Source organism: Paenibacillus sp. JDR-2, assembly GCF_000023585.1.
GTDB lineage: Bacteria > Bacillota > Bacilli > Paenibacillales > Paenibacillaceae > Pristimantibacillus.
In genome coordinates this window covers 2319702-2340135 of the sequence record NC_012914.1, presented here as the reverse complement: position 1 = coordinate 2340135, position 20434 = coordinate 2319702, and the positions used below count along the sequence as shown (strand labels likewise).

The window sequence follows — 20434 nt, the reverse complement described above, 5'->3', positions numbered from 1 at the left end:
CTTTATCGTCCTCTCTACTATTCGTGCGCAATATCAAGCTCTAGCAGCTCGTTTTGAATCTTTGCCTGTACAAGTCCATTTTGTTGCAGAAATACTTCGAGCCGTTTTTCATCTGCCCGTTTTGGATACAGCAGAACCGTAAATCCATCCTTCGCATCTGCCTTAGCTCTTATATAATCCATCATGCAGGTATCCCCGCAGTCGAAGACCGGTGTCGAGCGGCCTTTTTCAATCCTCATGGATTTCACCGGACTAAGGAATACCGTCTCAAGATCCACATCATAAATACCGCTGGAGTACACTCGATTCCCCTCTATTTCCGAGTGCTTGGCTGCTACAGGCAGGTTAAACAACAGCTCGCCGTCGTAGCCTTCTACCTTATCTTGAATCAGATAGAGGTCATATCGTTTGTAGTACCGGATATGACGGATATGCTTGCCTTCCCCTTCCGGATTAGCAATCTCAATGGTGATTTGCTCAACATCTCCGCCAATTTGGGAGTCAAGCACTCGGCTCACCCGGGGAACATCGACCCAGCCCCGCTCCAGACTGTACGTGCCTGCGGTTAGATTAATAGCACCTTGCCCGCTCTTATCCACTTGCGTACGTTTCGTTGCAAATTGCATGCACGCATGGGAATAGGAGCTGATATGCCAACTGGTGCTGCTGTCGAAATACCCTTCAATGCCCGAATCCATTACAAGCGGAATCGAGTCCTTGTACAGTACGAAGGAACCTTGATCCAAATGGCCATGGCCAATCGGCTCCGGGCTGGACATAATGGCCATATAGCTCTGCCGCTCAGAATCCATATGGTTACGGAAAATGTAAATGCCCGCATGGACGAGGTCATTGATAGAGTCCAGCTTGAGCGGATGTTCCGGCTCATACGAATCACCTTTGCCTAGCAAATTATCAAGGACAATGCCTTCACCCCATAGTTTCTTGAATGGTTTGCCGGCCAGCCTCCAGGTGTGGTACATCCGATCGGCCAGCTCTTTGTCTAACTGCTCAATATCGCCGATGTAAGGGCCGAAGCTGCCGAACTCCGCGCCGCCGCTCAGAGCATGGTCGCCAAACGGCGGTGTGCCGATGCGGTTATCGAAATATCGGTAAGCCGGGGTTTGCGTTCGCAGGCTGAACCCAAACATGCTGGCGAGCGGGGTGTCTTGGAACCAATTTTCACCCATCATGTGTCTGGTTACTTTCGCATAGCCAGCGAATCGTTCAAGTGCCGCATGATGATACCGAATCGACTCCGGCCATGAAGAATCCGGATTTACGGTCTGCATCAGCTGAGCATGAAGGACAACATGCGCGTTGTAGAGCCATGTTTTTCGATTCGGGAAATCATCCAGCACTAGCATCATATACGCCGTACCCGCGCACATATCGGTCTGCCAGTTGCCGCTGCCATACTGCGCATCATAAGGAGACAACTCCGTGCGGTCTCGCAAATCAATCATGTACCGCAGCAAATACTCCACCATGGCGTACAACCGTGTCTTCTCCTCGGCAGTGAACACGGCCGCTTCCTTAATCATCGAGTAAGTAACGGCCGCGCTGCAGAGCAGCCGCCCGCCCTGTACGGCTCCATAAGAATCGCTGCCCTGCGGTCTTAGATTGGTGATCAGCCAATGCTCAGCACCTTGGCAGAAATCATTCAAGGTATAGAGAAGTGCATGCTTCGCCTTCATTGCGTATTCCCTATGTTTGGTAAACGCATATTGAATCGCATCGCATTGCATTGTCAGTTGGAAGCAGCCATTAGGTAGCGAGGATTTGCGGTTGAAGAGGTAGTCGAACCTTTCCAGCTCCTGGCCGTTCTCGTCCTTAAAGACAATCAACGTCTTTAATCCCTGCTTCAGCTTGCCGTCAATCTTGGCCGCGAACGTCAGCGTATAGCCGATCCCGCCTTGAACACTAAACTCGCCATCATAGACCCACGCCGCTTCATCCTCTCCCGTTGGATTACAGAGATAGAGAGAATGGAAAGCTGTATTTTCCTTATAGGTAAAAGCCGCCTGAGACGATGGATTCGCCGTATCCTGACCGGTCCGGCTTCCGCCTCCGCAGTAAGGATAACGATCTTCCCATTTCATAATGGGAATGCCTTTGCGAGCTTCCGTGCGCCAATAATCGGGACAGCTGCTGCCCTCATCAAACCCATTGTTGCAAATGTCGAAGCTCCCGCCGCTTGCGGACAAAATATCCAAATTGTCGATCCATACATGGCCAAGCCCGTCTTGCTCGTTCTCTATCGATGGAAGAATAAAGGCCAATTCTGCTGTAACAGCCTTCTCGGGCGCAATGAAATTGACGATTTTATCGGTCGTGCTCCAAACGTAAAAATGCTTATTGATCTCGTCATAATCATTTTCATCCTGCATGATCAGCTCAGATGCCTTCTCGATGTACGCCAGACTATAGCTGTCTGCATTCTGCTTTATTTGTTTAGCAAGTGCCTTAATGAGAGGATCGTTCTCGGCATTGCCCTTCACCTCAAGCAGCTGCTCCTTCGTAAGATAAAGCGAGGATTCGGATTCGATATCCGTCCGCAGTACTTTGGAGTAATGCAGCTCTCTTATCCGGTTGAAGCCTTGTACGATAGCCTGTGCCAACAGATCTTTATCCGACAGCGAACCGGCGGAAGATGCCTGTTCCACTTGTTCGATGGCCTGAATCAAGGCTTCTCTAGCGGCAGCATCGTATTGTCCGATCCCGCTTCCAACTTCGGCACCATCCAGCAGTGATCTTGCCTTTTCCACTACAAATTCAGCCTTCTCGGCAAGTGTCTGTTCTTCTTCCCTCCGCATATCTTGCTGCTCAAACCAGGCTAAGGCTGGCTCAAGACCATACGATTGATAGATCTTCGCTCCCGGATTATAGGAAGGAACCATGGTGAACCGCTTATGGGCAAACCGAACAGCCCCCTCGGAAGACGGAGCTATAAATTCCCGGTTTCGGATAAACGGTACCTGCTCTTGCCCTTGCAGCGCTTGTTCCGCAGCCTTAACCATATCCATGAGGGCAAGCTTTGCCCCATCCGTATAATAATTCCCTTCCGATACGAGCAGGTGTATTGCTTGATCAACCAGCTCTTTCAATTGCTCTCTCGGAGTTACTCCCGTCATCCTGTTCGCCTCCACTCTTTCTATCGTTACCCCACAAGGGTAGCACGGAGCAAGGTACAAACAAATGCGATTACTTGATGAATATGTGCGGGTTTTTAAGATGTTTTACTGTTCGATGCACTTTACAACTTAAACATTTATACATAACTATGTATAAAAAAATTTTGACATGGAATGAATAATAAACAAACAATACAAAAATAATAACTAGTTTTGAAGCGAAAATTCCTCCCTCTTTACACACTTACTTTTTTATAGTATAATATCTTTAAATTAAGATAATTATTCAGCAACAAAATTCACATATAAGGAGTTGCTTCAATTATGACAACAACATTCCGGGCAGTAGAAGGCGTATATCACGGGGCTCCAATCCATATGGTCGGCGACGGCTTCCGGGTATCGAATTATTTCCCTGGCGGCACGAACTTCGGCGAGCGCTTTAGTCCCTTTATCCTGATGGATTACAATGCGCCGTTTGTTTTCCCGCAAAGCAATGAGGTTAAAGGCGTTGGCGCCCATCCGCACCGCGGATTCGAGACCGTAACCATCGCTTACGACGGTTACGTCGAGCATCATGACAACACAGGCCATCACGGGATTATCGGCCCCTGGGACGTGCAATGGATGACGGCAGGCTCCGGTCTGCTGCACAAAGAATATCATGAAAAAAACTTCTCCCGGCGAGGCGGTTTATTCCATATCATTCAGCTGTGGATCAATCTCCCCCGCGCGCACAAAATGCATGCACCGAAATATCAGGAGCTGCTCAAATCGGATATGGGATATTCGGAGCTTCCCGACGGCGGCGGTACGGTTCGCGTCATCGCCGGCAGCTTCAACGGCATAACAGGCCCTGCTCAAACCTTCACGCCGGTTAATCTGTTTGATATCTCGTTTAAAGCCGGCGGCCAAGCAAGCGTCGAGCTCCCGGCATCCTACAATACGGCGGTGATGGTATTGAAAGGCAGTGCCATCATTAACGGAGATCGGAAAGCCGCTGAAGGAGATTTTGTCCTCTTCACCAATACAGCAGGAACCATTCAGATTGAAGGTCAGACCGACGATACGCTTGTAATCGTTTTGAGCGGTGAACCAATCGATGAGCCGGTCTTCCAGCAAGGACCGTTTGTCATGAACAGCCGTCAGGAAGTATTCCAGGCTTTTGTTGACTTCCAGGACGGTAAAATGGGACCAGCCGAATTCTAAAAAGCATGACTGCCGGGCAGATTGCCCGGCTTTTTTTCTGCCAGCCTGCCTCATAATAACCAACCCTTCCGTCATATGCATGCTTGAAGAGCTTATATAGGAGGGAAAGGAATGAACGACTCGAACGCCGGCAGCAATGCCAATGCTTCCAATAACCAGCCCGCTGCTTCCAACGTATCTCCTGACGCGAAGGATGGAAAAAGCGAGCCGTTTGCCGTGCCTCAGCCTTACCGGCCAATCGATTGCGCGGGAGGCCCTGACTTAGGTCCGCGGGATATAATGAGGGACTTGGAGAATCCCAATATGCTTCGCCCTCCGATAACCGATTACGGATTGGTGCCAAACCTGAAATTTTCGTTCTCAGATACGCATATGCAGCTCAATCAGGGAGGCTGGTCCCGCGAGATTACGCAGCGCGAAATGCCGATAGCCACAACGCTTGCCGGCGTAAACATGTATCTGACGCCCGGCGGCGTTCGCGAGCTGCATTGGCATCAGCAATCCGAGTGGGCTTACATGATATGGGGAAGCGCGAGGATTACATCCGTCGACCAGGACGGGCGCAATTTTATCGCGGACGTTGAAGCAGGCGACTTATGGTTTTTTCCTGCAGGGCTGCCGCATTCCATACAAGGGCTTGAGCATGGCTGCGAGTTCCTGCTTGTTTTTGACGACGGCAAATTTTCCGACCTGAATACGCTGTCGATCTCCGACTGGTTCGCCCATACGCCAAAAGATGTATTATGCGCCAACTTTGGCGTAACGGAATCGGCCTTTGATTCGATCCCGACGGATCAGCTTTATATTTTCCAGGATGAAGTACCCGGCTCCATCGAAAGCCAACAAGTCCACTCGCCTTACGGCACGGTACCTCAGAGCTTCAAATACCGCCTTCTTGCCCAGACGCCTATCGTAACGCCCGGCGGTACGGTACGGATTGCCGACTCCACCAACTTTCATGCCGCCAAAACGATTGCCGCAGCGCTTGTCGAGATTAAGCCCGGTGCTATGCGGGAGCTGCATTGGCATCCAAACAATGATGAATGGCAATATTATTTAACCGGACAAGGACGGATGACGGTTTTTGCCGGGAACGGGGCTGCAAGAACTTTTGATTACCGGGCGGGGGATGTCGGTTACGTGCCGTTTGCTTATGGGCATTACATTCAGAATACCGGCGACGAGTCTTTATGGTTTCTGGAAATGTTTAAAAGCGACCGATTTATGGACGTATCCCTCAACCAATGGATGGCGCTTACGCCAAGGGATCTGATAAGGGATAATCTGCATGTTGGACCCGAGCTTCTGAACGCGCTGCGCAAGGAGAAGTGGCCGGTTGTGAAGTACCCGGGCAAGTCTTATTTGAAATAGGCGAACGTCGTTCCGGGCGAATGCATAGGATATCCCATTAGTCTAGATTCTGGAAAGGCGGAGAGCTAGTGGCGGTATCCTATATGGACTTTACTTCCCCTAACGTGCAGTTCTGGTACGACGTGAACACAAACACAACGTTCAAGAAAGACAATCGCAACTTCATCAATACTTTGTCGATTGAACAGTTAAATACGCTAGGCAATGTTTCCTTGCTGGATATTTACCTCAGCCGTTCGAATGTAGTTGAACCGCATATTCATCAGAACGCTACCGAGCTGGTCTATTGCATTTCCGGTTCGGCTGTTGTATCGATCATTAATCCGTTTACGAAAAAGCTGCTAAACTTCCCGATAGCGCCCGGTCAAGTCGCCAACGTGCCGCAAGGCTGGCCCCATTACGAAATCGCAACGGTAGATAACACCCATCTGCTTGCGATCTTTGACGCGCCGGTGCCGGAGTTTATCGGTTATTCCGATATGCTGCGCCTGACGCCTCCCGGTGTTCTCGCCCATACTTACTGCCTGAACGAGCAAATGGTCAAAGAAACGCTGGCGCCCATTACGGATACGACATTCATTGGCCCTCCTGCCAATTGCCAGCCGCAGCAAATGATACGCGAGCCGGAAGCGCAGCCGCCCTATTTGCCCTATCCCAATGAACCTCAGAACTATGGCCCATTTGGTCCCTTTCGACCCCAGCACTATCCACAGCAGCAGCAACAGCAACAGCATTATCCGCAAGCCTTCGGCTATCTCCAGCAGCCCAACCCTCCCTATTTCTTCTAACCCGCACTTGTGGTGTTAACGAAAGGGGGTGTCCCATATGTCATGAATATGACGATGGGACACCCCCTTTTCCGTACCAATACAACCTTCGGGAAGCATTTTCATTAATAGTGAGGCTAGACTCGCTGTTAGTGAGGCTTTCCACGCTGAAACCTGCCTCGGCGAGGCATTTGTGCGCAAATAGTGAGGATCGCCTCATAGTTAGTGAGGAGCAACGTGCCTATTAGGCGGAGATTCTCACTATTTCGTGCTTGGTACTGCATCGAGCACCATTTTACGGCGGAAAAGCTCACTATTAGTGAGCTTTTCCGCTTCATACATGCCTTGGACGGGCATTTCTGCACAATAGTGAAGATACTCACTAATTAGTGAGGTCTTCCGCGCTCAAACGTACCTCGGGCCGGCATTTGTACGTAATACTGAGGGTAACCTCATAGTTAGTGAGGAGCAACGTGCGCATTAGGCGGAGATACTCACTATTTCGTACTTGGACCTGCTTCAAGCACCACTTTACGGCTGAATGCCTCACTATTAGTGAGCTTTTCCGCTCCGAACCTGCCTCGGCGAGGCATTTGTGCGCAAATAGTGGGGATAGCCTTATAGTTAGTGAGGAGCAACGTGCACATTAGGCGGAGATACTCACTTTTTCGTGCTTGGTGCTGCCGAAGATACTCACTAATTAGTGAGGTCTTCCGCGCTCAAACGTACCTCGGGCGGGCATTTGTACGTAATAGTGAGGGTAACCTCATAGTTAGTGAGGAGCAACGTGCACATTAGGCGGAGATTCTCACTATTTCGTACTTGGACCTGCTTCAAGCACCATTTTACGGCGGAAAAGCTCACTATTAGTGAGCTTTTCCGCTTCATACATGCCTTGGACGGGCATTTCTGCACAATAGTGAAGATATTCACTAATTAGTGAGGTCTTCCGCGCTCAAACGTTCCTCGGGCGGGCATTTGTGCGTAATAGTGAGGGTAACCTCATAGTTAGTGAGGAGCAACGTGCACATTAGGCGGAGATTCTCACTATTTGGTGCTTGGTGCTGCATCGAGCACCACTTTACGGCGGAAAAGCTCACTATTAGTGATCTTTTCCACTTCATACATACCTTGGACGGGCATTTCTGCACAATAGTGAAGATATTCACTAATTAGTGAGGTCTTCCGCGCTCAAACGTACCTCGGGCGGGCATTTGTACGTAATAGTGAGGGTAACCTCATAGTTAGTGAGGAGCAACGTGCACATTAGGCGGAGATTCTCACTATTTCGTACTTGGACCTGCTTCAAGCACCACTTTACGGCTGAATGCCTCACTATTAGTGAGCTTTTCCGCTCCGAACCTGCCTCGGCGGGGCATTTGTGCGTAATAGTGAGGGTAACCTCATAGTTAGTGAGGAGCAACGTGCGCATTAGGCGGAGATACTCACTATGTCGTGCTTGGTGCTGCATCGAGCACCACTTTACGGCTGAATGCCTCACTATTAGTGAGCTTTTCCGCTCCGAACATGCCTCGGCGGGGCATTTGTGCGTAAATAGTGGGGATAGCCTCATAGTTAGTGAGGAGCAACGTGCGCATTAGGCGGAGATACTCACTATTTGGTGCTTGGTGCTGCCGAAGATACTCACTAATTAGTGAGGTCTTCCGCGCTCAAACGTACCTCGGGCGGGCATTTGTGCGTAATAGTGAGGGTAACCTCATAGTTAGTGAGGTGCAACGTGCACATTAGGCGGAGATTCTCACTATTTCGTACTTGGACCTGCTTCAAGCACCACTTTACGGCTGAATGCCTCACTATTAGTGAGCTTTTCCGCTCCGAACCTGCCTCGGCGAGGCATTTGTGCGCAAATAGTGGGGATAGCCTCATAGTTAGTGAGGAGCAACGTGCACATTAGGCGGAGATTCTCACTATTTCGTGCTTGGTGCTGCATCGAGCACCACTTTACGGTGGAAAAGCTCACTATTAGTGAGCTTTTCCACTTCATACATGCCTTGGACGGGCATTTCTGCACAATAGTGAAGATATTCACTAATTTGTGAGGTCTTCCGCGCTCAAACGTTCCTCGGGCGGGCATTTGTGCGTAATAGTGAGGGTAACCTCATAGTTAGTGAGGTGCAACGTGCACATTAGGCGGAGATTCTCACTATTTCGTACTTGGACCTGCTTCAAGCACCATTTTACGGCGGAAAAGCTCACTATTAGTGAGCTTTTCCGCTTCTTACATGCCTTGGACGGGCATTTCTGCACAATAGTGAAGATACTCACTAATTAGTGAGGGCTTTCGCGCTCAAACGTACCTCGGGCGGGCATTTGTGCGTAATAGTGAGGGCAGCCTCATAGTTAGTGAGGAGCAACGTGCGCATTAGGCGGAGATTCTCACTATTTCGTGCTTGGAGCTGCTTCGAGCACCACTTTACGGCGGAAAATTCTTTTGCCGCTATGCCTTTATGCCGATTGCTGAGGATACACAAACGCGTCGGAAGCGTTAATATGCAGGTTGCCCTCTTCACCCGCATCCAGGTATTCGTCATGCAGGAAGGAGATCGGCTGTCCGTCGGATGTCTTCGCAAGCACGCGCCAGCGTTTCCCTTCGAATACGCTGTGGAGCACATGGACGGGCAGCTGGTTCTCCGAAGCCGTTGTCACGGACTTCCACTCGGCAGAATCCGGTCGGAACAGCAGATCAACCAGCTCTGTTCGTTGAACCTCGGGAGAGCCCGGCGAAGTTCCTACAATTTCTTGTCCCGCAATCCGTACGGTTGTATGCTCCCCTTCCCGCACCAGCTTGCTCTTTAAGCGATTGCCCGCTCCAAGCAGCATGGCTGCGGACAGGGTTGCCGGACGGTCGTAGCAAATTTGCGGACGGTCTATCTGGTCAACGGCGCCGGCCCGCATAATCATGAGACGGTCGGCCATGGCAAAAGCCTCATCGGGATCATGCGTAACATGGAACACGGTTGTACCGAGCTGACGGAACAAATAAGCCATCTCCGAGCGCATCTCGATGCGAAGCCGCATATCCAGATTGGAGAGCGGCTCGTCAAGCAGCAGCAGATCCGGTTTGGTTGCGAGCGCACGCGCTATTGCTACCCGCTGTTGTTGTCCGCCCGACAATTGCGGCGGAAGTCTATCCTCCAGCCCTTCCAGATGCAGCAGCGCTATCAGCTCCGCGATTTGTTCGCGGATTGCGGCTGCCGCCGCCTTTTGCCTGCGGAGTCCGTAAGCGATATTGTCATAGATCGTCATATGCGGCCATAACGCATAATCCTGGAATACCATGTTGATGCCGCGTTTCTCCGGCGGAACATGCCGGGAGACCGTCGCAACCGTTGCGCCGCGCAGGCGGATCTCGCCTTCGTCCGGCTGCTGAAGGCCCGCAATCAGCTGGAGCAGCGTGGATTTTCCGCAGCCGGACGGTCCAAGCACGCTGATAATCTCACCTTGCTTCACCGAGAAATTGATATCCCGCAGCGCGGTATGGGAACCAAATGATTTGCCCAGCCGTTCGACTTCCAGTATCGTATTCGTCATGATTTTACCCGCTTTCTTGAAGGTTTAATAAGCATTTCCATTACGGCAATGATCAAGATGACAATTCCCCCGCCGGTCAGCGTTGCCGCGGCCGCATAGCCAAACTTGAGATCCTCGAATGCCTTGTTAATAACAACCGGAAGCGTCATAAAGTTAGGCGGATACAAAATGGACGAGATCGCCAGATCAAATACGCTTGCTCCAAAAGCGGCCAGACCCGCGTATAGGAGAGCCCCTTTTATTAGAGGCATCAGAATCGTGGTAACTCTCTGGCTGAACGACGCCCCCTGCATCTGTGCCGCCGACAGCAGCTGTCTCGGCACCTTCGCCATTGCCCCGACCACTACGCGCGTAATAACCGGAATCACGCCGGCTACGCTAGCCAGAATCAGAATCCAAGGCGTTCCGTACAGCAGAAGTCCAATCTTCTCAAGCCATGCTTGATTCCAGATGAAGATATACCCGATCCCCAGCACGATCCCGGGTACGGCAAGCGAGACAAGCGAGATGACGTCAATGCTTTTGCGCAGCTTGAATTGCGAATACGTCAGAACGTACGCGACAAGGAATCCTACTAACAAACCAATAACGGCTGCTACGGCCGCAATCTCCAGCGAATGGACAAGACCTTCCAGCAACGTGCGGTTATTACCGGCAAATAAAGCTTTATAATGTTCGAACGTCAACTCGCGCCCTTTGCCGGCGGTCGAGCTGCCCGAAATAGACATCAGCAGGTTGGAGCCAAACGGAATACCGATTACGACGGCAAGAAACACGATATTGCCAATAACGAGATAAATTCCGCCCTTACGCGGTTTCTTCGGTTCTGAGCGCGTTGCCCTCGAAGACAGGAAATCATAACGCGACTTGCGCATGGCATATAACTGAACACTCATCGCCAGGGCAATGAGCAGCACGAGATAGAACGATAACGCCCCGGCCATATCGAACCGGATCGGCGACGTGTACAATGCGGAATAAATCGAATAGGGCAAGGTTGGAAACCGGAAAATGGTAGCGATGGACGCGGGGAGACCAAAGTCGCCTACCGTATCCATAAAGACAAGCATGGCTCCGGAACAGATTGCCGGAAGCAGGAGCGGCGCCTGAATGGTGCGCCATACCGTCCAACTGGACCCTCCGGACAACCGCGCGGCTTCGCTCAGCCGGTCAACCTTCCACTCCAACGCGGAATAGACGGTTAAATAAGCAAGCGGGAACTTGCTGAGCGTCATGACGACAATAAGCCCGATTGGCTGAAAAATAAACGAATGCAGGCTATGCCAGCCCAGCCACTTGGCGGCAAGTCCGTCGGCGGAGGCAAACATAACCCAGCCCTGCGCCAAAATGAAGGATGGCGTAATAATCAGAATCCATACGGCAAAATCAAGCAGCTTCGCGCCGCGGAAGGCCCAGTTCGATCTGGCCATCGCAATGGCCGTACCGATAATAGTGGCCAGCACCGTGGTTCCAAGGCCAAGAATGACCGAATTTTTCAGGGAAACATACCAAAGCGGCCGCCGGAATACATCCAACAAAAGAGATAAATCGCCAAGCTCGAAATGACCAAAAAATACTCCCGGCAGGAGTACCTGAATAACGACGGCAATAAGCGGCAGCAGAATAAGAAGAAACAGGACGGCCAGCACGAGCCAGCCAGTCCGGTTTCCTTGTGATCGAAGTCGCAGCATTATTTCACCGCGTTATCCGCGAACCATTGTTTGATTTCGCCTTCATGCTCGCCCGCCCAGCCAGCTTCCGCTACAAGCAGCTTCGCGTCTGCCGCACGGTCGGCTTTTGCGTTAACGCCTTTTACCGATGGCTCGAAATAGCTCTCGTCGCCTTTATCGATAAGCGCCTGCTGGGTTGCCGGATCAAGGAGGAATTCAACGAATGCTTTTGCCGCTTCTTGATGCTTGGACTCTTTTTGAATGGCTGCCACGCGAACCGATGCCGGTGCGCCTTCTGCCGGCCAGACAATATCAACCGGTTCGCCGGAATTTTTCAGCGTGTAAGCATTGCTTTCTTGAAGAGCTGCCGCTTTGATCTCGCCGTCGGTCAGCGCTTTAGCGACGTTAGGGTTTTTCGGATACACATGAACGCCGTTCTTCAGTAGGCCTTCGAAGTAGCTTTTGCCTTGATCCATCCCTTTGGATTGGAAGAACCACGCAACGAACGGATAGGCAGGTGCCGCAACGGCAGGATCGGCCATGCCTACTACGCCTTTATATTTCGCATTAAGCAGGTCATCCCATGTTTTGGGAGCGCTGTTTGCGTCAAATGCTTTTGTATTATAGACGATAACGGATGCGGCATGCGCGCCTGTAGGGAAGTAAGTGTCGTTCGCGGGAACAACCGTCTTCGCAAAATCCGTCAATCCATCCAGATTACTTGGTGTCCAGTTGTCGAGCAGCTGTCCGTTTTTACCCATTTGGTCGATGGTTGGCATCGAGTCCATCCATACGACATCCCAATGCGGGTTGCCTTTTTCCGCTTCGATACGCGAAGCGATCTCGGCGCCGTTGCCGGATACGATCTCCAGCTTATAGCCTGTCTTCTCTTCGAACATTGGTTTTACGATATCGTCGAAGTCATTCAAATATACAACGAGAGGCTCATCCTTGCTTGCATCCGCCGCAGCCGGGCTAGCGGCAGCATCCGCGGATGGCTCCGTGCTTGCTTCCGTTGTTGCGGAAGTATTCGTTGTGCCGTTACCTGTTGCCGCAGTATTAGCCTCATTATTGCCGTTATTTCCGCACGCCGATAGTGCTGCCGTTACCGCCAAGACGCTGACAAGCATAAGACCCTTCATTTTATATCCGTTTGCCATTTCTCTTACCCCTCCAATGTCTTTTTCTTTCATTCTCAGATTAACGACGGATTGTAAATGGAAGATTAAGTGAATGATAAAGTTATATTAAATAACATCTATCCATATTGATAGCTTCATCGAAATTATCTATAGTATGACAAGAAGAGTTAAGGAGATGAGCCCCAGATGAATATTCAGCAGCTTCGCGTATTTGCCCATGCCGCACGCCTGTCTACCTTAACCGAGGTTGCAGCCGAGCTGCAGCTTAAACAGCCAACGGTCAGCTTTCATTTGAAAAAACTAGAGGAATCGATTGGCGTTGAGCTGTTCTACAAACATCCCCGGCAGCTGCGGCTGACGGATGCGGGACAAACCCTGCTGCCTTACGCCAAGCGGATTTGCGCTTTGCTCGATGAATCCAGCCAACTGATGAAGGAGCACCGGGAGCAAGGCCGGGGGCATCTGAAAATAGGGGCAAGCTATACGCCCGCTACCTATTTCCTTCCACCCTATTTGGCTGCCTTTCAAGCTAAATACGACAAGGTCATGCCGCAAATGACGGTGAAGCAGGCCGGTACCGTTATCAATCTGCTGAGAGAATTCGAGATTGATGTCGCGGTTGTATCGCTGATCGTCCGCCCTTTTGACGATCTCGAGATTATTCCGCTGGCGGATGACGATTTAAAGCTGGTGCTGCCTTATAATCATCCGCTTGCCCACAAAGAAACCATCCTTGTTGAAGATTTAAAGAATGAATCCTTCCTTCTGCATGAGCACGGCTCAACCTCCAGAGAATTGTCCGAGCTATGGGCGAGGGATAACGGTCTGGAATGGACGGTTATCATGGAGCTTGGGGCGATCGAGACGATCAAGGAATCTGTCAAACACGGGATTGGCATTGGCATGCTGCCTTGGCGGAGCGTGACGAGAGAGGTGCAGGCGAAGGAGCTGGTGCTTCGCGAACTGCCGGGAAACGTGCAGCAGCGCCATATTTGCCTAGCCTTCCGGAAGGCCGATATTATGGCTTTCCATGTCCGCTCCTTCATCCAGTTCATGAAGCATTCCTGCTTGTAACCGGCTTGAGGGAGACAGGCAAAAAGCCGCTCTATCTCCTCCTTGTAGAAGGCGGAGATAGAGCGGCTTTTTATTGAGTCAAATTAGGATTCCAAACGATAGCTGACAAAGGCAAGCTTCCGGCTGTCCGGCGACCAGGAATTGACGTTAATCGTCCCTTGTCCGCCAAACAGCTGTACAAGCGTCCGGTATTCTCCGCCATTGCTGTCCATTAGACGGAGCTCCACATGCTTGTTAGCCGGATGATCTCCCGGTGCCACATCGCCTTTCCGGTAAGTAATATAGGCAACCAGCTTGCCGTCCGGCGACACATGGGGGAACCAGCTGTTGCTCTCGTCAAACGTCATTTGCGTCTGCTCGCTGCCGTCGGCCTTCATTCGCCATACCTGCATAAGACCAGTTCTGACGGAATTGAACCAGATATAACCGCCATCCGGCGAGTATTCGGGACCGTCGTCGAGTCCCGGCGTATTCGTCAGCTGCGTCTCTTCGCCGCCGATTGCCGGTATCGTATAAATATCGTACTGTCCTTTTCTCTCCGCGCAATAAGCGAGAGTTCGGCCGTCCGGCGACCAGCCGTGCAGATAGCTGGGTCCCATCGGCGTGACAAGAACGGGATCCCCTCCCTCCAGCGGGAAGGTATAAATACGGGATTGTCCGTCTTCCCTCGTATGGTGGCTGACAGCAAGACGGATATTATCCGGAGACAATACGTGGTCGTTATTGCAATGCACGGCGAACGAGGACGGGATCTCCGTGCTGGATCCCTCTTCGATATGAAAGCTGTAAATCCGGCCCTTGCTGTTATAAATAAGAGTCTTGCCGTCGCTTGTCCAGTTCGGCGCCTCGATTAGATAATCGAATGTCGCCAGAACGCTCCGCTCGCCGGTTTCTACATCCACTGTTTCAAGAAAGCTAGTAATGCCCGCAGATTCCGCCATTTCCGCTTCTCCCCTTATGTATGATGAATGGATAAGTGCTGATAACTCTATCCTAGCAGATTTCTAATGCGCTTTCATCACTCTACCTTGGCGCCTAGCGACCGGAGCAGCGTAATCGCTTGCACGGTATCCATCCGGGCTCCCTTTAAATTAACCGTCTTCCAAGGTACGCCTTCCAGCTCGGCCCCCCGCAAGTCAGCGCCGCTCAAGTTCGTTTGCGTCAGGTTTGCCCTTGTCAGATCGCATTTGCGAAGATCGGATTTCTCGAGCGATGCTCCCATTAAATCGGCTTCCACGAAGCGGATATCCCTCAGATTTTGCTTGTCCAGCTTTACATGCCTGAGGTTCGTATAGGACCAGTCGCCCTTAACAATCGTGATTCCGCTCAGCTCGGCGCCGGCAAAGTCGGAGCCGGTCATTTTGCAAGCCGCGAATTTTGCGACAAACAGATTGGCCCCTTCAAACAAGCAGTTCGTAAACGCCGACTCGGTATGCACGGAAGCATTAAGCGCGGCGCCATGGAAATCGCATTCCTCGAACTTGCAGCCCGTCGTAACTGCTTCCTCCAACCGAGCGCCAATAAACTTGCATTTTATAAACGTGCAACGCGTCAGCTCTGCTTCCCTGAAATCTTCCCCGCTGAAATCAACGCATTCAAACAGCTGGTCGGCATAAGTCTGCATGGCTATTCCCCTCTTCCTTCGTCAAGCTGCAAAATTGTCCCTAAATCCGATTGTAGGTGAACAAAGATAGAGTCGCAAGCTTCTCTACGTTGCGGGCTTCGCCTTTTGAAGCTTTTTGCCGAACATCAACCTCAGAAGAAAAAGCAGCATGGGGAGCCCAAAAGCAATCGGAAGCGCCACTCTTGGCCAATAAAACTCAAGGTATTTGATCGCCCAGAAATGATCGTCCACCACCCAATATCCAAAGGCGCCAAGGATGAAGCATACGGGTATAATCATAGGCTTATTGCTTTTTAATGCGAATATCCTGCTCGCGCATACCGAGGTCGCGTATACGCAGAACATCACTTCGAACAAGGCGGAGATGGAATAAAGGGCAATCATAATCATCTCGTACCGCTGCAGAAAATTGCCGATATGCGCATTGCGAGCCAGCTTCATGCAGGAAAGCGTATATTGGGCGGTAACTTCTCCCGATAACACGGCTCCCTCCAGAATCGCCCAAATGACAATGATCAAACCGCTCGTAACAATCCCGATAATGCCCAGCTTGGCGCCGTATTTCTTCACATCCTTCACATGAGGATAGATCAAGGCCGCTAGCATCGTTGCCATTGCCCAATCCGCGTCAAAGTGCAGACTTGCCGCCGCCGTTTGAGGCAGACCGCTTTCGAGCACCGGAAGCAGATTGCGGATATCAAATTCATGGGTAGAGCCAATGATGATCAGCCCGTTCAGGAAAAAAATAAACAGCAGCCCGACCAAGGCAATCCTCGCAATGACTTCAAGCCCGTAATAGCAGCCAAGCGCCCCAACCAGCAAAGAGGCGATAATAAACAGTGAGATCGGTGCCTCCGGAAGAAAATATTCCTGCAAATGATAAACGTAAGTGATCATAATCGGTCCAAAGGCAGCAAGATAAAAGACGAAAATGATCAACGCGACAAGAGCTGCGAACCATTTTCCCAGCACGGCTCCGCCAAGAGAGATAAAATCCCGGTCGGGCGTTTTCCGGAGGGCCAGATAGGTGACATACATAATGACCACCCCTTGCAGCATCCCGATAAACGTAGCGATCCACATATCCGAGCCGATCACCCGGGCAAGCTCGCCCTGCGTCACGCCAATCGCTTTTACGAATATGAGATTGACGATCATCGCGATAAACATCCCGTTGGATATTCTGAAGGTTTTCATTTAATCCCGTCCCCTGCTGCTTTAACAACCGCCGATTTGACATCCACGTGCGTTTCAATTTCGAATTTAGCGCCGGCGAATACTTGATTCCAGTCTTTGCCTATACGCTTCCATTCCTGAGGATATTTATTCCGAAAGATATCGCCAAGCTTCAGAAAGTCGGAATGATACTGCTTCTGTGCTTTGTCCAGCACATTCTCGATTCGCTGCTTCATCAATTTCTCCAGATTGGCAGCCGCTGCGTCCCGCAATTGTTCTACAGGGGCATTGCATCCGCTCTCCACGATATCCGCGTTCGAACTCAGCCGGATCCGGTACCTTGGGGCCTCATTCTCATAGAACGGCTTCACGGTCATGTGAGCATTCTTGAACTCCAGCGTCAGCCGCCTGTTCTCATTGTTCGGACAGCCTATAACCTCAATCCCGCTCTCCAGCTTCTCGAGGAAAAACAAGGTAGCGCGCGTTTCCTTAGGCGTCAGCCATCCGATCATTTTATCCTCGCGGAATACCGCCGCTCCGGCTAATTCCACCTGTTTGAGCGATCCGTGCTCTTCCGGCTTTTTATTCGAGATTCCCCTAGGCTGCAACTGCAATCTCGCGACAACCGGCTGGGCAGAAGTACTCAACAAAGCCTCCTCCAGGTTCATCATATTGCTGCCCGGCGCCAGTCCGACAATTTGGTTGTTGCGGAACAGCTTGTCTACCGCTTCTCCGGGAACAACCTCGATTCCCGTAATTGTGGAGATCAACTCATCCGGCTTGTCGGACGTAACGGCAACCCAAGTATTCATGCGGAGCTCATGATTACGCGTAAAGAAGTCAACCATATCGCCTATTCCCTGCCGGGCATAGGTTTCGCTCATCACAATCACAAAGTTATGGGCCCAATAAACTCTGCGCGAGGAGACGCGGCCTAAGTTGCGGATCGCATCAAAAATCGTATTTCCTTCCGCCGTAATGGAATAAATCGGCTGTCCGGTGCCTCCGGCAGGAGCGCCGGTCTGACCGCGCGCGTCAGCAGGACGGATAATCTGTGCGGAAAGCTTCACAACTCCCGGTTTATTGCCCGAATCAATGCCAACAGCGGTTACAATAGCCAACTCGTTAATTTGCCTTAATCCCACGCAAGAGCTTTCAAGCAATATCAAGGTACTGATCAGCAGGATTAGAAGAAACCTTCTCATATTAATTCACCCTTTTTGCTACGGCGTTTCAGGCTTCTGATTGTCTCCCATGCGGTCAACATCCTGGGCAAATCCCGGACGCTCATCCAGCATCCACATCGGCAGTCTCAGCATCGTATCCCGCTGATCCGCAGGACGGTAAGGACTTGCCGGCGCCAAATACGATTCGCCAAACGAGCGGATGGATAATGCATGCAGCAGCAACGCAAAAAACATCGTCGAGAAACCAAGCAAACCAAGAAATCCGGATGCGATCAAAAGAGGGAACCGGAACATACGGATCGCAAGCGATGACGAATAGCTTGGAATGGCAAAGGAGGCAATCCCCGTTATGGCGACGATAATAACCATAAACGGCGAGACAAGACCCGCCTGCACGGCAGCTTGCCCGATAATAAGCGAACCAACGATGCTGACCGCTTGACCAATCGGCTTGGGCATTCTTAAACCCGCTTCACGCATCAGTTCAAAGGCAAGCTCCATAATAAGCGCTTCTAGCAGTACCGGGAACGGGACAACCTCCCGGCCGGATGCAATCGTCAAGGCAAGCGAGGTTGGAATCATCTCGTGATGGAATGAGACCAGCATCACATATACGGACGGCAGCATCAGGCTTATCAAGAATGCAAAATACCTTACGATGCGGAAAAAGCTTCCTACCCAGTATCGGTTATAGTAATCATCCGGTGCCTGAATGTACTGCCAGAAGAAGGTCGGAACGATCAGGACAACCGGCGTATTGTCGATAAAGATCGCTACCCTGCCTTCGAGCAGCGCGGAAGCTACCTTGTCAGGCCGTTCCGTACTTTGTACCGTGTTGAACATGGAAAGCGGCGCATCCTCGATAAGTTCTTCGATATACCCGCTCTCCATAACGGAATCGATCTTAATCCGATTCAAGCGGCTTTTGACCTCTTCAACCAGCCCTTCCTTGACAAGATCCGAAATGTAGGCGATGTTCACATCCGTCTGCGACCTGGTGCCAATCACCATCGATTCGAAGCGCAGCATCGGATCTTTAATCCGCCTCCGCACATGAGCCGTATTCGTACGGATGCTTTCCATGAAACCATCCCGCGGCCCGCGCACGTTATTTTCAGAGGAAGGCTCTTCTACTCCGCGGTCCTTCCAGCCCCTCGTGCTGACAAGCAGCGCCTGATCAAGTCCTTCCACAACAACCAGCGTATCGCCCGAGAGGATTCCGTTAATGCCATCCCTCACATTCGGGCAGTCCTTAACGGACGCATTAAACAACAGGCTTGTCCGGATAGACTCCGCCGTTGCGAGCTCTACCGGTTCTCGGTTTAATTGGCTACCGGTCACGACAAGCGCCCGCAAGATGGCCTCCACAATCGTTGTATCCGCAAGTCCATCCATAAAGCAGAGAAGCCCCGGGGAACCGGCTTTGCCGCATAGCAGAAAATCACGCGTTTGAACATCAACGCTATTACCCAGTATCTGATTAAGAGCAGCCGCATTTTCCTTCACGGATGGCTTGAAGGTTCCTTTAAGCAGTTCCTGTATAGGGGACAGAGTCCCTCACCTCTTCCCTTAAGGTGGTATAGGCTTAACCGTGATCGACCACAATAACTGGTAAACATTGGTTCGAGCATTATAAAAGGAGCTAACCTATGAATTTCTATCATTCCTGGATTTATCAGAAAATGCTAAATACCGAATGGTTCCTGTGGTTGATCTTCGGTTCCCTGCTTACTTTGAATTTTCTGTCGCCGGTTATCGTCTGGTACGTGATTAGAAGAAATGCCAAGAACCGCAGCAAGCAAAATTGATTAAGACGAAAACTGGAAATAATGTGAAAAATACTCCGCTAGTATGCTTCCTTGCTGCTTGTTTTATTCGCGCGGAATGCAAAAACAACCCGCAGCCTCCAAAGGAAGTCGCGGGTTGTTCCGTATATTATTGAGTGACAGATTGTTACGATCTAATTCGAACGCGGCCGGCGGTTATAGCCTTTTTCTTCATAGGGCTGCAGCTTCTCGATCCAAAGCTCGAGCAGAGCGTCCACTTCCGCCTGGTATTTTTTCAGCTCGGAACGGTCCGTCACATTCTCCTCGCGCGGCTTGATCGAATCCAGCTCTTCAAAGGCAAAACAGCTTCCCCCGTACTTGTTCCAATCCTGCTGCAATTCAAATACGGTGTTCATATTGGTCTGCTGCATGAAAGCCAGCCGGTTCTTTGCTCCGTCCAAGTCCATCGAACCCAACACCAGAATTTTGTCGTTCTCCGTATTCCGAATCTGATAAACACCCATTCTCCGGAAGGTCTGGGCGTAAGCCGTCCCTAGTTCGCGTTTGCGCTGTTTCTCCATTTCCTTTTCATCTCCTCCATACTTATTTACTAATTTACTAAATAAGTAACGTAGTCAAGATTAGCATACGTTGCAGTTTGGCGTCAACCAATGAGGAACAAGGAACGCTGCTGAAATATCCGCTTCTAGCTTTATTAGATGCTCATCTATAATAAAATAAGAAAATAGCTTCATAGGAGGA

General features: G+C 50.9%; 15 protein-coding genes. 5 read left to right on the top strand and 10 right to left on the bottom strand.

Annotated elements, in window-relative coordinates; all coding sequences use genetic code 11:
• Positions 1–17: 17 nt before the first annotated feature.
• Positions 18–3134: a heparinase II/III domain-containing protein gene (locus PJDR2_RS10155; protein WP_015843586.1), complete on the bottom strand. Its 3117-nt coding sequence runs from the start codon at positions 3132–3134 to the stop codon at positions 18–20.
• A 324-nt stretch (positions 3135–3458) separates the two neighbouring features.
• Here PJDR2_RS10155 and PJDR2_RS10150 point away from each other — a divergent pair, with 324 nt between their 5' ends.
• The 3 genes from PJDR2_RS10150 to PJDR2_RS10140 all read left to right on the top strand — a co-directional run bounded on the left by PJDR2_RS10150 (position 3459) and on the right by PJDR2_RS10140 (position 6502).
• A complete protein-coding gene (locus tag PJDR2_RS10150) occupies positions 3459–4343 on the top strand; it encodes a pirin family protein (RefSeq protein WP_015843585.1) in 885 nt (294 codons plus the stop codon).
• 111 nt (positions 4344–4454) lie between these two features.
• Complete coding sequence (locus tag PJDR2_RS10145; RefSeq protein WP_015843584.1) at positions 4455–5714, top strand: oxalate decarboxylase family bicupin; 1260 nt, start codon at positions 4455–4457, stop codon at positions 5712–5714.
• A gap of 68 nt (positions 5715–5782) precedes the next feature.
• Positions 5783–6502 carry a cupin domain-containing protein gene (locus PJDR2_RS10140; protein WP_049790038.1) on the top strand — a complete coding sequence of 240 codons (720 nt, stop codon included), beginning with the start codon at positions 5783–5785 and terminating at the stop codon, positions 6500–6502.
• 2445 nt (positions 6503–8947) lie between these two features.
• On the opposite strand, the gene PJDR2_RS10135 is transcribed toward PJDR2_RS10140, so the two are convergent.
• The 3 genes from PJDR2_RS10135 to PJDR2_RS10125 are packed head-to-tail and all read right to left on the bottom strand — an operon-like array spanning position 8948 to position 12863.
• Positions 8948–10033, bottom strand: a complete 1086-nt coding sequence (locus PJDR2_RS10135; RefSeq protein ID WP_015843576.1) for an ABC transporter ATP-binding protein — start codon at positions 10031–10033, stop codon at positions 8948–8950.
• Positions 10030–11724: an ABC transporter permease gene (locus tag PJDR2_RS10130; protein WP_015843575.1), complete on the bottom strand. Its 1695-nt coding sequence runs from the start codon at positions 11722–11724 to the stop codon at positions 10030–10032. The genes PJDR2_RS10135 and PJDR2_RS10130 overlap by 4 nt, the downstream gene beginning before the upstream one ends.
• Complete coding sequence (locus tag PJDR2_RS10125) at positions 11724–12863, bottom strand: ABC transporter substrate-binding protein (RefSeq protein WP_015843574.1); 1140 nt, start codon at positions 12861–12863, stop codon at positions 11724–11726. The genes PJDR2_RS10130 and PJDR2_RS10125 overlap by 1 nt, the downstream gene beginning before the upstream one ends.
• 168 nt (positions 12864–13031) lie before the next feature.
• Here PJDR2_RS10125 and PJDR2_RS10120 point away from each other — a divergent pair, with 168 nt between their 5' ends.
• Positions 13032–13919 (top strand): LysR family transcriptional regulator, encoded by an 888-nt coding sequence (locus PJDR2_RS10120; protein WP_015843573.1) that lies wholly within the window; start codon positions 13032–13034, stop codon positions 13917–13919.
• 83 nt (positions 13920–14002) lie between these two features.
• Here the strand turns inward: PJDR2_RS10120 and PJDR2_RS10115 are convergent, their stop codons facing one another.
• The 5 genes from PJDR2_RS10115 to PJDR2_RS10095 form a co-directional block, all read right to left on the bottom strand.
• A complete protein-coding gene (locus PJDR2_RS10115) occupies positions 14003–14860 on the bottom strand; it encodes a TolB family protein (RefSeq protein WP_015843572.1) in 858 nt (285 codons plus the stop codon).
• 77 nt (positions 14861–14937) lie between these two features.
• The gene (locus PJDR2_RS10110) at positions 14938–15543 is read right to left on the bottom strand and encodes a pentapeptide repeat-containing protein (protein WP_015843571.1); all 606 of its coding nucleotides are present in this window, start codon (positions 15541–15543) and stop codon (positions 14938–14940) included.
• Positions 15544–15627: 84 nt separating this feature from the next.
• Complete coding sequence (locus PJDR2_RS10105) at positions 15628–16740, bottom strand: GerAB/ArcD/ProY family transporter (RefSeq protein ID WP_015843570.1); 1113 nt, start codon at positions 16738–16740, stop codon at positions 15628–15630.
• On the bottom strand, positions 16737–17924 hold the full coding sequence (locus PJDR2_RS10100; RefSeq protein WP_015843569.1) for a Ger(x)C family spore germination protein: 1188 nt from the start codon (positions 17922–17924) through the stop codon (positions 16737–16739). The genes PJDR2_RS10105 and PJDR2_RS10100 overlap by 4 nt, the downstream gene beginning before the upstream one ends.
• Before the next feature lie 18 nt (positions 17925–17942).
• Positions 17943–19412, bottom strand: a complete 1470-nt coding sequence (locus PJDR2_RS10095) for a spore germination protein (protein WP_015843568.1) — start codon at positions 19410–19412, stop codon at positions 17943–17945.
• 143 nt (positions 19413–19555) lie between these two features.
• Between PJDR2_RS10095 and PJDR2_RS33125 the strand changes: the two genes are divergently transcribed.
• Positions 19556–19714, top strand: coding sequence for a hypothetical protein (locus tag PJDR2_RS33125; protein ID WP_015843567.1), 159 nt, complete (start codon positions 19556–19558; stop codon positions 19712–19714).
• 152 nt (positions 19715–19866) lie between these two features.
• Here the strand turns inward: PJDR2_RS33125 and PJDR2_RS10090 are convergent, their stop codons facing one another.
• Positions 19867–20253, bottom strand: a complete 387-nt coding sequence (locus PJDR2_RS10090) for a GIY-YIG nuclease family protein (protein WP_015843566.1) — start codon at positions 20251–20253, stop codon at positions 19867–19869.
• Positions 20254–20434: the final 181 nt, after the last annotated feature.

Excerpts from the sequence above, each read along its gene's own strand:
- PJDR2_RS10155 (WP_015843586.1), bottom strand. The coding sequence starts at position 3,134 with ATGACGGGAGTAACTCCGAGAGAGCAATTGAAAGAGCTGGTTGATCAA.
- PJDR2_RS10150 (WP_015843585.1), top strand. The coding sequence starts at position 3,459 with ATGACAACAACATTCCGGGCAGTAGAAGGCGTATATCACGGGGCTCCA.
- PJDR2_RS10145 (WP_015843584.1), top strand. The coding sequence starts at position 4,455 with ATGAACGACTCGAACGCCGGCAGCAATGCCAATGCTTCCAATAACCAG.
- PJDR2_RS10135 (WP_015843576.1), bottom strand. The coding sequence starts at position 10,033 with ATGACGAATACGATACTGGAAGTCGAACGGCTGGGCAAATCATTTGGT.
- PJDR2_RS10130 (WP_015843575.1), bottom strand. The coding sequence starts at position 11,724 with ATGCTGCGACTTCGATCACAAGGAAACCGGACTGGCTGGCTCGTGCTG.
- PJDR2_RS10125 (WP_015843574.1), bottom strand. The coding sequence starts at position 12,863 with ATGGCAAACGGATATAAAATGAAGGGTCTTATGCTTGTCAGCGTCTTG.
- PJDR2_RS10120 (WP_015843573.1), top strand. The coding sequence starts at position 13,032 with ATGAATATTCAGCAGCTTCGCGTATTTGCCCATGCCGCACGCCTGTCT.
- PJDR2_RS10115 (WP_015843572.1), bottom strand. The coding sequence starts at position 14,860 with ATGGCGGAATCTGCGGGCATTACTAGCTTTCTTGAAACAGTGGATGTA.
- PJDR2_RS10110 (WP_015843571.1), bottom strand. The coding sequence starts at position 15,543 with ATGCAGACTTATGCCGACCAGCTGTTTGAATGCGTTGATTTCAGCGGG.
- PJDR2_RS10105 (WP_015843570.1), bottom strand. The coding sequence starts at position 16,740 with ATGAAAACCTTCAGAATATCCAACGGGATGTTTATCGCGATGATCGTC.
- PJDR2_RS10100 (WP_015843569.1), bottom strand. The coding sequence starts at position 17,924 with ATGAGAAGGTTTCTTCTAATCCTGCTGATCAGTACCTTGATATTGCTT.
- PJDR2_RS33125 (WP_015843567.1), top strand. The coding sequence starts at position 19,556 with ATGAATTTCTATCATTCCTGGATTTATCAGAAAATGCTAAATACCGAA.
- PJDR2_RS10090 (WP_015843566.1), bottom strand. The coding sequence starts at position 20,253 with ATGGAGAAACAGCGCAAACGCGAACTAGGGACGGCTTACGCCCAGACC.